The 12,651-nt window shown below is 62.1% G+C and carries 8 protein-coding genes; 1 reads left to right on the top strand and 7 read right to left on the bottom strand.

Annotation, left to right across the window (positions count from 1 at the left end; all coding sequences use genetic code 11):
- The 5 genes from ACEQZD_RS01910 to ACEQZD_RS01890 all read right to left on the bottom strand — a co-directional run.
- Nucleotides 1-1,406: long-chain-acyl-CoA synthetase (locus ACEQZD_RS01910; protein ID WP_370183638.1), on the bottom strand; the 1,406-nt coding region annotated here is incomplete at its 3' end.
- A gap of 14 nt (nucleotides 1,407-1,420) precedes the next feature.
- Entirely contained in the window at nucleotides 1,421-3,766 is a 2,346-nt protein-coding gene (locus tag ACEQZD_RS01905; RefSeq protein ID WP_335629814.1) for a TRAP transporter large permease subunit, read from the bottom strand.
- Nucleotides 3,767-3,926: 160 nt separating this feature from the next.
- Nucleotides 3,927-6,257: a TRAP transporter large permease subunit gene (locus tag ACEQZD_RS01900; protein ID WP_370183635.1), complete on the bottom strand. Its 2,331-nt coding sequence runs from the start codon at nucleotides 6,255-6,257 to the stop codon at nucleotides 3,927-3,929.
- Nucleotides 6,258-6,403: 146 nt separating this feature from the next.
- Complete coding sequence (locus ACEQZD_RS01895) at nucleotides 6,404-7,420, bottom strand: putative solute-binding protein (RefSeq protein ID WP_214011857.1); 1,017 nt, start codon at nucleotides 7,418-7,420, stop codon at nucleotides 6,404-6,406.
- An 84-nt stretch (nucleotides 7,421-7,504) separates the two neighbouring features.
- Complete coding sequence (locus tag ACEQZD_RS01890) at nucleotides 7,505-8,527, bottom strand: hypothetical protein (protein WP_214011856.1); 1,023 nt, start codon at nucleotides 8,525-8,527, stop codon at nucleotides 7,505-7,507.
- 322 nt (nucleotides 8,528-8,849) lie between these two features.
- On the opposite strand from ACEQZD_RS01890, the gene ACEQZD_RS01885 reads away from it, so the two are divergent.
- The gene (locus ACEQZD_RS01885; RefSeq protein ID WP_214011855.1) at nucleotides 8,850-10,214 is read left to right on the top strand and encodes an AarF/ABC1/UbiB kinase family protein; all 1,365 of its coding nucleotides are present in this window, start codon (nucleotides 8,850-8,852) and stop codon (nucleotides 10,212-10,214) included.
- 13 nt (nucleotides 10,215-10,227) lie between these two features.
- Here ACEQZD_RS01885 and ACEQZD_RS01880 read toward each other — a convergent pair whose 3' ends face one another.
- Together ACEQZD_RS01880 and ACEQZD_RS01875 are read right to left on the bottom strand one after the other, a co-directional pair.
- The gene (locus ACEQZD_RS01880; RefSeq protein ID WP_370183640.1) at nucleotides 10,228-11,337 is read right to left on the bottom strand and encodes a putative solute-binding protein; all 1,110 of its coding nucleotides are present in this window, start codon (nucleotides 11,335-11,337) and stop codon (nucleotides 10,228-10,230) included.
- 24 nt (nucleotides 11,338-11,361) lie between these two features.
- Nucleotides 11,362-12,537 (bottom strand): putative solute-binding protein, encoded by a 1,176-nt coding sequence (locus ACEQZD_RS01875; protein ID WP_370183631.1) that lies wholly within the window; start codon nucleotides 12,535-12,537, stop codon nucleotides 11,362-11,364.
- Between the last annotated feature and the right edge of the window lie 114 nt (nucleotides 12,538-12,651).

Below are 12,651 nucleotides of genomic sequence, written 5' to 3'. Positions count from 1 at the left end.
CCCAGGCGGTCGACGAACTGGGCGTGGCGGAAGCCGATGTCGCGCATCATGTCGCCGGTGTTGAACCAGGCGTCGCCCTTCTTGAACACGTCCCGGAAGATCGCCTTCTCGGTCTTGTCCTTGTCGGTGTAGCCGTCGAACGGGGTCTTGTCGGTGATCTCGCCGAGCATCAGGCCGGATTCGCCCTTGCCCACCTTGATCATGAAGCCCTTGTCGTCGCGTACCGGCTCATCGGCTTCCTTGTCGTACTTGACGATGGCGTAGCTGACCGGCGAGAAGCCCACGGTGTTGTCGAAGTTGAACACGTTGGTGAAGGCCACGTTGCTTTCCGACGCGGTATAGAACTCGGCCACCCGGCGGATGCCGAAGCGGTTCTTGAACGCTTTCCAGATGCCGGGCCGCAGGCCGTTGCCGACGATGGTGTGCACCGGGTTGTCGCCGTCACCGGGTTTCCGGGGCTGCTCGTGCAGGTAGCGGCACAGCTCGCCGACGTAACCGAAGGCGGTGCAGTGGTGCTTGCAGATGTCGTCCCAGAAGCGGCTGGCGGAGAAGCGCCTGGCCAGAATCAGGCAGCCCTCGCCGGCGATCACCGAGGCCCAGCAGACCACCAGGCCGGTGGCGTGATAGAACGGCAGGGTGCAATAAAGCCGGTCGGTTTTCGTCAGCCGCACCGAGGAGAAGCCGAACCCGCCGTGGGCCTTCTCCCAGCGGCCGTGGTTGAACACCACCGCCTTGGGCATGCCGGTGGTGCCGGAGGTGTAGATGTAGAACAGCGGGTCGCGCAGGAAGGTCTGGTGGGTGCTCTCCGGGTTCTCGCTGGAACAACCCTGGATCGCGGCCGCCAGGTTGGTGAAACCTTCCGGCGCGGTGCCCGGGTCGGCCAGGGTGTCCTGGTCGGCGAAGTAGAAGAAGTTTTCCTTCAGGTCCAGGTGATCGCGTACTTCCTGGATCACTTCCACCAGTTCCTGACCGATGATCGCCGCCTTGGGTTTCACCAGGTTGAAGCTGTGAGTCAGCACTTTCCCTTTCTGGGAGGTGTTGATCAGAGCGGCGCACACGCCCAGTTTGGCACAGCCGATAAGCGTGGCCGGAAACTCGGGACGGTTCTCCATATCCAGCGCCACGGTGTCGCCTTTCTTCAGGCCGATGGAGGCCAGGTAGTCGGCGATGCGGTTGGCCCAGGCATTGAATTGGCGATAGGTGTAGCGGCGGTCGCGGTAAATCACCGCGAGGCCGTCCGGATTGTTCGCCGCCACCTTTTCGAAAGCCACGCCCAACCCCAGCGGCCTGGTGGTGTCGGTGATCTTGCTCATCCGGGAGCCTTTGATCAGGCCCGGCAGATTCATCACCACTTCAGGTACTTTGCTCAGCACTTTGGGCAGGGTAATAACGTCGGTCTGGCTCATGGCATTTCCCTCCCCTAGGCCGCGGTCTGGATTTTCTGGAACAACCAGTCGTGCAGTCCGTCGGACAGCAGCGGCAGGAAGGCGACGATCAGCAGGGCGGTGAGCATCACCGCGATCGGCAGCAGGAATTTCTCATAGCGCCGGAAGAAGGTGCCGGTGGAGAGCTTGGCGCTTTCCACTTCGTCGTCGCCGACCACCTGTCGAGACAGCAGGTGGTTGAGCGCCACCGGTGGCGTCAGATAGCCGAGCTCGAAGGCGACCAGCGCGATCATCCAGAAGTGCAACGGCGCTATGCCGTTGGCGGCGGCCAGCGGCGCGAAGGTGGCGTTTACCAGAATCACCGCGCCCAGTGGGTCGATGAACATGCCCACCAGCACCAGGGCGACCACCAGGAACAGGCCGGCGATCCAGATCGACGCGAAGGCGTCCGGCAGCAGTTCCAGCATCCCGGAGCGTTCGATGATACCGGCGGTGCCCACCGACAGGGCGATCAACATCAACATGGCGCCGATATGGCCGGCGGTTTCGCCGGTGGCGAAGCGCAGGCTGCCTTCCAATTTCTCGGAGACGCCTTCCTCGGGCGGGTAATCGGCCACCGGGTCGCTGTTGTTCCGGGACAACAAGGCGGCGCCATAGTGCACGCCCAGGAACAGAATCATCAGCAGGTTACGCCAGGTCTCGCTCCACAGCGCCGCTTCCAGCTCGGCGGCGGAGGTGCCGCCGGGGATCTCGCCGCTGACGAGCACCTGGTAGCCCTCCGCGATGCCCATGAAGGAGAGCACCAGCATCGGCACCAGGAAGAGACTGAACAGATGCAGGGTGTGACGGCTGAGCTTCTCATAGACCAGGATCGCCAGCAGCATCACCGGCAGAATGATCGGCGCGGAAAACTCGTCCAGCTGGCGCCCCAGCACGTCGCTGAAGAACACCGCCACGGCGCCCACCACCACGCCGTAGGGCGTCAGCGGAATCATCTTTTTGAGACTGGCCGGCAGCGCTTGCGAGAACGGCGCGATGCGTGCCGGGGTGGTACGGGCGAACTGGCTGTAGATAAAGAAAATAAACAGGCTGAGCGCGAACACCTTGGCGCCGGAGGCGAACAGCTCGCTGGTGGTGACGCTTTTGTTGAGCGCCGCGATTATTACCACCAGCAGACAGGGCCGCAGCACCACGCCCATGGAGCCGGACATGGCGGTGGCCGCCAGCGCCAGCTGCTTGCGCGCGCCGACACGTCGTAGCTCGGTGTAGATGGTCGCGCCGGCGGCGATCACGAAGATGCCGGACGCACCGGTATAGGCGGTGAGCACGGCGGCGATCGCCAGCACCACCACGCACATCAGCTCCGGCGACATGCGCCAGGGGCGCAGGGCGTCGAAGAAAATATGCGTCAGGCGGGTCTGTTTCAGCATCATGCCGATCCAGATATACAGCGCCAGGTTCAGGAACACGCTGGACAGCTCCATCATCATGTTCAGATAGACGCTGGTGCCGTGGAAATAGCCCTGGGAAAAGAACTGCGCCGAGGCCGACAGACACATGTAGCTGTACAGCGGGATGGTCAGAAAGGCCTTGGCCCAGGAACCGCCCGGCTCCAGATCGCGCGGGCGGCGCAGCAGCCGGTACAGGGACGCCAGGGTGAGCGTGCCGAAGCCGGCGATCCAGATATTGTGCAGATAGAAATTATCCACGGTGACGCCGGCGGCCATCGATTCCGAATCCTGGATTCGATAGGCGATCGCCGACACCAGCAGCAAGGCGTTGGCCGCCAGCTGGCCGCTCAGTGATACCAGGTGATCCTTGTCGGTGCGCGCCGGCCGCAGCGCGATATGGTGGCGCTGGAAGGTCGTGGTTGTGGCGCAGATCAGCAGCAGCAGGCAAAGCAACAGGCGCTTGTACTCGCCCAGCGTGGACACCACCAGGGCGACGCCGCCCTCCACGTTGCGGAAAGCGATCACCGCCGGCGTCACCTTCTCTTGCACGGTCTGGTAGCGCTCCAGTTTCGCCCGGCAGTTGGCGCGCGTGGCTTCCAGCGAGCCGCGGATGGCGCTTTTGTCCACGGACGCGCCGCCGAGGATACCGGCCAGCGGATCGCCGGCGGCTTCGGCCTGGCGTTGCTTGACGATTTCGCGAACCCGCTGGTCAATGTTCGGGTCCGGGTTGCAGGTCGGCTCCGGCATGACGCCGGCGCTACGCAGCATGAAATATTCCTGCCAGGTGGCTTCACCGATCTTGAGCAGTTGCGAGTGGATGATCTGTCCGGAGGACAGGAACACGACGACCAGTAGAAGAAGCAGTGTCGGCAGGGTGGAAAGCCATTCAGTGGGCGTGCGTCGGGGCATGCCCAGGGTCCGTTCCGTCATGGGAGCATTCCTTTTTATTTTTTTGATCATGATTGTTGTTATTTTGACCAGTCTAGCTCTTTTTCCCGCCCTATCCAAATCACCCTGATTTTTCCGCGTTGCCATAAAAAAGGGCCGCGAAAGCGGCCCTTGTGGGTCTTGCCGAGAGTGGTGGCCGTGATCAGCCGCCGGACTGGATTTTCTGGAACAGCCACTCGTGCAGGCCGTCGGAAACCAGCGGCAGGAAAGACACGATCAGCAGCGCGGTCAGCATGGTCGCGATGGGAAGCAGGAACTTCTCATAGCGTCGGAAGAAGCTGCCGGTACTGAGCTTGGCGCTCTCCACCTCGTCGTCACCGACCACCTGTCGGGTTAACAGATGGTTGAGGGCCACCGGTGGTGTCAGATACCCCAGCTCGAAGGCCACCAGCGTGATCATCCAGAAGTGCAATGGATCAATGCCGTTGTTGAAGGCCACCTGGGCAATGGTGGCGTTGACAAGGATCACCGCCCCGTAGGGGTCCATAATCATGCCGATGATCACCATGGTCACCACCAGGATGCCCATGGCCACCCAGATCGACGGGAACACCTCGGGCAGCATCTCCAGCAGGCCGGAGCGTTCAATGATGCCGCCGGTGCTGACCGACAGCGCCATCAGCATCAGCAGGGCGCCGATATGGCCGGTGGTTTCATTGGTGGCCATGCGCAGCGAGCCTTCCAGCTTCTCCGATACGCCGGCTTCAGGCTGATAGTGCGGGTCCTGATCGCCGGTTTTCACCAGGTAGTGGATCACCATGAAGGCGGTCAGGAAGGTGTTACGCCAGAATTCGCCCCACAGGATATCTTCCAGCTCCGCGGCGGACACGCCCACCGGAACCTGTCCGGTGGTCAGCGCCTGATAGCCTTCCCAGATACCCATGAAGGACATCACCACCATCGGTACCAGGAAGAGGGTGAACAGGTGCAGAAGATGGCGGCTGAGCTTCTCGTAAAAGAGAATGCCGATCATCATCACGGGCAGAATGATGGGCGCGGAGAACTCGTCGAGCTGACGGCCGAGCACGTCACTGAACAGCACCAGGATGGCACCCACGATGATTGCGTAGGGCATCAGCGGCACCATGCGCTTGAGGCTCTTGGGCAGCGCTTCGGTGAACGGCGCGATGCGGGCCGGCGAGGTGCGCGCGAACTGACTGTAGATAAAGAACAGGAACAGGCTCAGGAAGAAGATCTTGTAGCCGGAAGAGAACAGTTCCGCGGTGGTCACGCTCTTGTTGAGCGCGGCGATGATCACCACCAGCAAGCAGGGACGCAGCACCACACCCATCGAGCCGGACATGGCGGTGGCGGCCAGAGCGAGCTGCTTGCGGGCGCCCACCCGGATCAGTTCCTGATAGATGGTGGCACCCGCCGCGATCACGAAGATACCGGAAGCCCCGGTGTAGGCGGTGGGAATGGCGGCGACCGCCAGGACCACGAAACACATCAGTTCCGGCGACATCTTCCAGGGGCGCAGGATATCGAACACCAGATGCGCCAGCCTGGTCTGCTTGAGCAGCATACCGATCCAGATATACAGCGCCAGATTCAGGAACAGCGTGGACAGCTCCATCATCATGTTCAGATAGACGCTGATGCCGTGGTAGTAGCCCTGGCTGGCGAACTGCGCCGCCGCGGTCAGCGACATAAAGCTGTACAGCGGGATGGTCAGGAACGCCTTGGGCCAGGAGCCGCCGGTTTCCAGATCCTTGGGCGGCCGGATCAGCTGATAGATCGAGGCGGCGGTCAATAATGCGAAGCCGGCGATCCAGAACTGGTGCAGGTAGAAGTTGCTCACGGTCACGCCGGAAGCCATCGCACCCACTTCTTCCGCGCGGTACACCGTCGCCGACATTAATAGCGACGCGTTGGCGATCAATTGCGCGGTGGTGGTGACGATGTGGTCCTTCTTGGTGCGCGAAGGGCGCAAGGAGATATGGTGCCGGGCGAGCGTGGCGGTGATCGCGCAGATCATCACCAGAAGACAGAGCAGAAGGCGCTTATAGTCGCCGAGCGTGGACACCACCTTGGCGACGCCGCCCTCTATATTGCGGAACATGATCACCGCGGGGGTGACTTTCTCCTCGACGATCTTGAAACGGTCCCACTTATTGCGGCAGTTCTCCCTGGAGGACTCCAGCGAGTTGCGGATCGCGTCCTCGTCTACGGACGAGCCACCAAGAATGTCGCCCAACGGATCGTCGGCCGCTTCGGCCTTGCGTTGTTCCACGACTTCCCGGACCCGCTGATTGATATCGGGGTCGGGGTTACAGGTGGGTTCGGACACCATGCCGGCGCCACGCAACAGGAAGTATTCGTCCCAGGTGTTTTCACCGATTTTGAGAAGCTGGGAGTGGATAATCTGACCCGAAGATAAAAAAATCACGGTCAGAAGAATGAACAGGGTGGGCAGCGATGATAACCACTCCCCCACCGAACGCCTGGCCACGGTCAACTGAGGTTTTTCCATTATTCACCCGGTTATTGTTATGCCGTTGTAAACGGCACTATCACCTTACCGGCACCGAGGCTCGCCCGCGGCGCCAGCGTGCGTACTGCATAGAAAGAGAAAACGGGGCCCGGTGAGGCCCCGTTGGTTCGCGTCCGGCGAGGTGATTACTCCATCGCCAAGGTGCATTCCGCCCGGCTCGGGTCGGTTTTGCAGCGCACCTTGCGGAGGAGGTCCATCAGGTCCTTGTTATAGATACCGCTTTCGGTCATGTTCACGCGGGCTTCGCGCAGCATTTCGTTGTAGCGGCGTTTGTCGTCATCGGGAATATCGATCCACCACTTGTCATCCACTTCGTTTTCGGCGTTGCGGATCACCTGCATGGCGCGGTCGAACTGGCCCAGCATCCAGGTACGTGATTTGGCGGCGAACTCGTCGGAGAACTTGTCGCTGCGCAATACGATCTGGTTGGTCAGCTGACCCAGGGTGTAGCGAATGATACCGCCGTCCGGCTGCATGCCCTTGTACAGCTCCAGGGCGGAGTAGGCGACCACCGGGGCAAAGCAGATATCCACCGAGTCGTTGTTGAAGCGACCGGCGAAGTTGGTGATATCCGAAGGCACCGGGGACATGCCCACCTGGGAGGCCATGTTGGCCTGGTCCGGGGCGTATTCCATCACGGAGATGGATTTACCGGACAGCTCACCGACGGTGTCGATGCTCTGATCCTTAACGAACAGATAGGCGGCGCCCATGGGGGCGAAACCGGCGATGGTGTAGCCGTTCTGCTTGAGCTGCTTGTTAATGGATTCGTTGCCGCTGGCCATCACCCGGAACACGGTTTGCAGTTCCTTGTAGGAGGGGATCGCCCCCACGGCTTCGAAGCTGCCGGCGTAGCTGTTGAACTGGCGCACCCGCAGACCGGTGAGAACGGCGCCGTCACACTGGCCCGCCTTCAGGTCCTCGGCGGCTATTTTCTCGTCGGTGTAGGGCTTGAGCTTGATGTCCACGCCCCAACCGGCCGCCTCGGTCTTGTAGTCCTTCATGATGTTATACACATCACCGCTGGCACCGATGATATCGAACACGCAGAGGCTGCGTTCGGTGTTGGCGGCCTGGGCGGACATGGAGGCCAGGCCCACCGTTGTTACCGCCGCCATCGCTAAGGCTTTGAAAACGCGCATCGGTTTCTCTCCTTGCTTACTTCTTGTCTGTTGGAAGGCGGGCCCGTGAAGGACCCGCGCATATAACCGCTTGCCTTAATAGGACTACAGCAGATCGTCGATGTTCATCTTCGGTTCGCTGGAAGCGTCGTCCCAAAAAGTACCGAGACCGTTGAGCGGGGTACGCTTGCCGGTATTCTCGGTCCAGAGGCGGTCGGAGAGGCCGAGAACCAGAACTTCGGCAATGGCATCGATCATCGCGTAATCTTCATTGATGTTTTCACCGTTGGCGGCGAAATCGCGGATCGCGGTGCGCAGGCGGTCATTGTCGCCTTTGCCGTAGGCGCTGATGGCGTAGAAGGCGCTGCCCAGACGGACGCCGCCTTCGAAGCCTTTTTCAGCGGACTGTTCGAGGGTTTGCCAGGGCTGGGCGCCTTCCGGTGCCAGCTGCGGCAGGATGGTCCAGACCGCGGCACGCAGACCCTGGGGCGCGCCCCACCAGTCGTCGTTGTTCAGGCACTTGGCGTTACGCTCGACCTTGGCCACGATGTTACGCGGCACACCCACGGAACCGTCGGCGGCGCCGTCGGCGACCAGAGCCTGAACGCCGGCGATGTTACCCACCAGCCAGACGATCTGATCGAACTCGTGGTTCAGTTTCGGGCACTCGCCTTCGTCCAGCGGACCATAGACTTCGTTCATCAACTGGTGGGACTTGAGCAGGCGCTTGGCGGCGATCTTGGACCAGCGCTTCTGCTGAATGCGCGCGTCCTGGGCTTCGCTCACCCGGCCGTCGTTGACCGCGCGCAGATAGCTGAGCTCGGATTCCAGCGCCATCTGCTCCGCGCACACCGCGGCGGTGGTGTAGGTCATCACGCCCAGCTTTTCCGGGTGGGAACCCACTTCGCTGAAGGACATCAGCAGCGGGGTTTGCGCCTCGCCGGTGATGCAGCCCATGCGCACGTCGTCATAGGCGAGCAGATGGGGGGCGAGTTCCGCCTGGCCGAAGCTGACCAGAACGTCACCCGTGGTTTTGTAGATGATGCCACAACCGGAAAGTGCAGTGATCACGCCACCGGCGATGAGAGCACGCGCGGGGCGCGCGATTTTACTGAGTAGAGAACGCATTCCTTGAGCTCCTTTTTATTGTTCTCACGGCGCCGATGAGAGTACTCAACCTTGCTGAGTTGGCACAAGCGCCGATTACAAAAAAGCACCTAAGCCATTACAAACCTAATGCTAGGTTTGCGATCATGGGTTCGCGGCACGTCGCTGATAATGACCCTGGGTCTCGGCTCTTGTGTCGGAACAGCCAATGCCTTCAGGGAACTTCAAGAGCCTCTCTCTTTATGCTTTATTTTTCAATCTGTTAGCGTCAGGCTCCCGGCCCGCTGACGGTCGGCCGGGCCGGGCGGTGTTGACTCTTTCAACGGAACTCTAGGTAGATGTGATGAGCAAAGACACCATCGTTAATGAAATGCGCGCAAACCTTGCCCGTGAGCGGGAGGGCCTGGCCCTGGTGCGCAACACCGCCCGCGGCGCGTTCCGTGTATTCGAAACGGTGGGCGTGGTCGGCCGCCAGGGCCTGGGCTGGTTGCTGGGCGACCGTGAAGCGCTGCCCAGCCACCTGCGCCGTACCTTTGAATCCCTGGGCGCCACCTACATCAAGCTGGGCCAGTTCATCGCCAGTTCGCCGTCGCTGTTCCCGGAGGAATACGTCAGCGAATTCCAGAAGTGCCTGGATCGCACGCCGCCGCTGCCGTTCCATTACATCCGTGAGACCGTGGAAGCGGAGCTCGGCGCGCCCCTGGACACCCTGTATGAATGGGTCGATCCCAAGCCGCTGGCCAGCGCCTCCATCGCCCAGGTGCACGCGGCCCGCCTGAAGAACGGCGCCGACGTGGTGATCAAGGTCCAGCGCCCCGGCGTGCGTCAGGTGCTGCTCACCGATTTCAACTTTCTCTACGCGTCGGCGCGCCTGGTCGAGTCGCTGGCGCCGGGGCTGTCCCGCTCGGCGCTCTCCGGCGTGATCGAGGAGCTGCAGGCGGGCATGCTCGAAGAGTGCGATTTCCTGCAGGAGGCCCGCAATCTGGACGCGTTCAACCGCTTCCTCGCCGAAACCGGCAATGTGGCCGCGGTGGCGCCGCGCCCGGTGGCCTCGCACACCACCAAGCGGGTGCTCACCATGGAGCGCTTCCACGGCGTACCGCTCACCGATCTGCAGGTGCTGCGGCGCTACACGGACGACCCGGCCGGCACCCTGATCACCGCGCTGAACACCTGGTTCTCCAGCCTGATGGTGTGCGACTTCTTCCACGCCGACGTGCATGCCGGCAATCTGATGCTGCTGGAAGACGGCCGGGTGGGGTTCATCGACTTCGGCATGGTGGGGCGTATCCGCCCGGAAGCCTGGCAGGGCATGATGGCGTTCTTCGAAGCGATCGGCAGCGGCGACGTGCCCGCCATGGCGCGCGCCATGGCGATGGTGGGCATGACCAGCGAAGAGGTGGACGTGGACGCCCTGGCGCGGGATATCTCCGCTCTGCAGGACCGGCTCACGGACGTGGACGCCAGCGCGCTGGTGCAGGCCGACCGCAACGACCGCGAGGTCAATCAGCTGCTCACCGATCTGGTGCGCATCGGCGAGGGCCACGGTATCCGCTTCCCCCGCGAGTTCGCGCTGCTGCTGAAGCAGTTCCTCTATTTCGACCGCTACGTCCAGGCGCTGGCGCCGGAGCTGGATATGTTCAGTGACCAGCGTGTCGACCTGTTCGGCACCCTGGACCAGCTGCCCGGGGACGAGCCGCTCCACTGAGCGGCCTGGGCCCTTATTCCTGCGGGTCGGCGCACTCGGCCCGCGAGGAATCCAGCTTGCAACGGATGCGGCGCTGCAGGGTCAGCATGTCGGCGCTGTAGTAGCCGCGTTCGCGCAGTTGCAGTCGCACTTCCCGCATCATCACCTCGTACTCCCGTTTGTCGTCATCCGGGATCTCGATCCACCAGCGGTCCGGGATGTTCTTGGTCTCTTCATGTACGCGGTCAATGATCTGCTGATAGCTCTCGAAGAACACTTCGCGCACTAACTGGGCCGCTTCGTTGGGGATGCGGTCGCGGCGGGCCACCAGCTGCATGCTGATCTGCGCGATCGGGTAGTCGACGATGCCGCCGTCCGGGGTCATGCCCTTGTACAGTTCGACGATCTCATAGGCCGCTAGCGGCGCGGCGAGCACGTCCACCACGCCGTTGTTGAACATGTTGGGGGCGTTGACGATGTCCGTGGGCACCGGCGAGGCGCCCACCTGGCCGACCATTTCCGCCTGCACCGGGTCGTAGTCGAGCACCGCCACGTTTTTACCCGCCGCCGCCGCCAGGGAGTTGATCTTCTTGTCGTTGACGAACAGGTAGGCGCCGCCGCCGGGGGCGATACCGGCCACCACGTAATCCCCCTGCACCATGTGCTTCGCCGATGCGGGGTCGGCGAGTACCTGCAGCAGAATGCGCATATGCTGCTGGCTGGGCAGCCCGCCGATGGAGTCGATGGTGCCGGTGTAGGTATTGAACAGCCGCGCGCGCAGGCCGCTCATCAGCGCCGCGTCACAGAGGCCGGCTTTGAATTCATCCACCATCACCCGCTCGTCGGTATAGGGAATCAGATCCAGCTGGATACCGTATTCGAGCAGCCTGGCGCGCTGATCCTGCGCCGCCGAGAAGATCGGCCCGTTGCGGCCGACAATGTCCCAGATGCATATCTTGCGGGTGTCATTGCCGGCTTTGCCCAGGCCGGTCAGTTCGCGCATGGCGTCGACGCGCTGGGTCATGGGCAGGGCGTCGTTGTAGACGGTGTCCCGCAGCGCGGCGTCGGACGCGGACGCCGGCGCCACGGCGAAGGCCACGGCGGCGCTCACGCCGAGCAGGGTGTTACGCAATAAACGGGTAATGTGCACACGGCCTCCTGGTGCGGTTTATTTTTTATTCGAGCATTCGCCACGGGACGGATCGAATTTGCAGCGAATCCGGCTTTGCAGATCCAGCATGCGCCCGTCGTAATACTCCTGCTGGCGCAGGGTGTCGCGGGCTTCCTGCATCATCGCCTCGTATTCGCGTTTTTCATCGCTGGGGATGTCGATCCACCAGCGGTCCGGCACCCGGTCTTCCTCGGTTTTCACTCGTGTCCGTACCTGGTCGTAGGCCTCGAAGGAAGCTTCACGGATCAGTTGCGCCACTTCGTTGGGGAATTTGTCCAGCCGGCCCACCAGCTGCATGCTGATCTGCGCGATCGGGTAGTCGACGATGCCGCCGTCGGGCTCCATGCCTTTATAGAGTTCCAGCAGTTCATAGGCGATCAGCGGGGCGGCGAGGATGTCGACCACGCCGTTATTGAATTTATTCGGGGCACTGACGATGTCCGAGGGCACCGGCGTGGCGCCGATGCCGGCCACCATTTCCGACTGGGTCTTGTCGTAATCCAGCACCGCCACTTTTTTGCCGGCCGCACGGGCCAGTGAACTGATGCGCTTGTCGTTGACGAACACATGGGCGGCGCCGCCGGAGAAGATGCCCATGATCACGTACTCGCCCTGGACCATGCGGCCCGCCTGACTGGGGTGCGCCAGTACCTGCAGCAGGGTGCGCATGTGTTTGTTGTCGGGGATCGCGCCGATCGCGTCGATGGTGCCGGTGTAGCTGTTGAACAGGCGCGCGCGCATGCCGCTCATCAGGCCGGCGTCACAGCGTCCGGCCTTGAGCTCCTCGACCAGAATGGTTTCGTTGGTGAACGGAATCATTTCCAGGTCGATGCCGTATTCCAGCGCCATGGCGCGCTGCTCCATGGCCGCCTGGAACACCGGACCGTTGCGTCCGGCGATATCCCAGATGCATATCTTGCGGTTCAGGGCGGTGCCCGGCGGCATCTGGTCGATGCCCACCAGCTTGGCGATGGCGCCCAGCCGCACGCGCACCGGCATGTCGCGGGAATAAAAAATATCCGCCAGGGCGCGGACCAGTTCCTGGTCAACGTCCACCCCGGGGAGCAGTTGTTCCATTTTTTGCTGCTGTTCCTGCGACAGGCGCAGTTCTTCCGCACCGATACACAGCGATGACAGCGTTAGAAGCAATGAGGCGAGGAGAAAACGAAACATGGCTATCCCTGATTATTATTCGAGAGGGTCGCCGGCAGTAATAGCATGGAGATGACCACGACCGGATGCTGGCCAGACATACCGGAATGTCGCTGAGGTCAAGATCAGGTGAAA

The sequence above is a fragment of the Alloalcanivorax sp. genome, assembly GCF_964221125.1.
Lineage (GTDB): Bacteria > Pseudomonadota > Gammaproteobacteria > Pseudomonadales > Alcanivoracaceae > Alloalcanivorax > Alloalcanivorax venustensis.
Note: the sequence above shows the minus strand (reverse complement) of the source record. Positions and strands in the feature narration are given on the sequence as shown.

What these genes read in the sequence shown, in the direction of transcription:
- ACEQZD_RS01905 (WP_335629814.1), bottom strand. Translation starts at nt 3,766, where the DNA reads ATGACGGAACGGACCCTGGGCATGCCCCGACGCACGCCCACTGAATGG.
- ACEQZD_RS01900 (WP_370183635.1), bottom strand. Translation starts at nt 6,257, where the DNA reads ATGGAAAAACCTCAGTTGACCGTGGCCAGGCGTTCGGTGGGGGAGTGG.
- ACEQZD_RS01895 (WP_214011857.1), bottom strand. Translation starts at nt 7,420, where the DNA reads ATGCGCGTTTTCAAAGCCTTAGCGATGGCGGCGGTAACAACGGTGGGC.
- ACEQZD_RS01890 (WP_214011856.1), bottom strand. Translation starts at nt 8,527, where the DNA reads ATGCGTTCTCTACTCAGTAAAATCGCGCGCCCCGCGCGTGCTCTCATC.
- ACEQZD_RS01885 (WP_214011855.1), top strand. Translation starts at nt 8,850, where the DNA reads ATGAGCAAAGACACCATCGTTAATGAAATGCGCGCAAACCTTGCCCGT.
- ACEQZD_RS01875 (WP_370183631.1), bottom strand. Translation starts at nt 12,537, where the DNA reads ATGTTTCGTTTTCTCCTCGCCTCATTGCTTCTAACGCTGTCATCGCTG.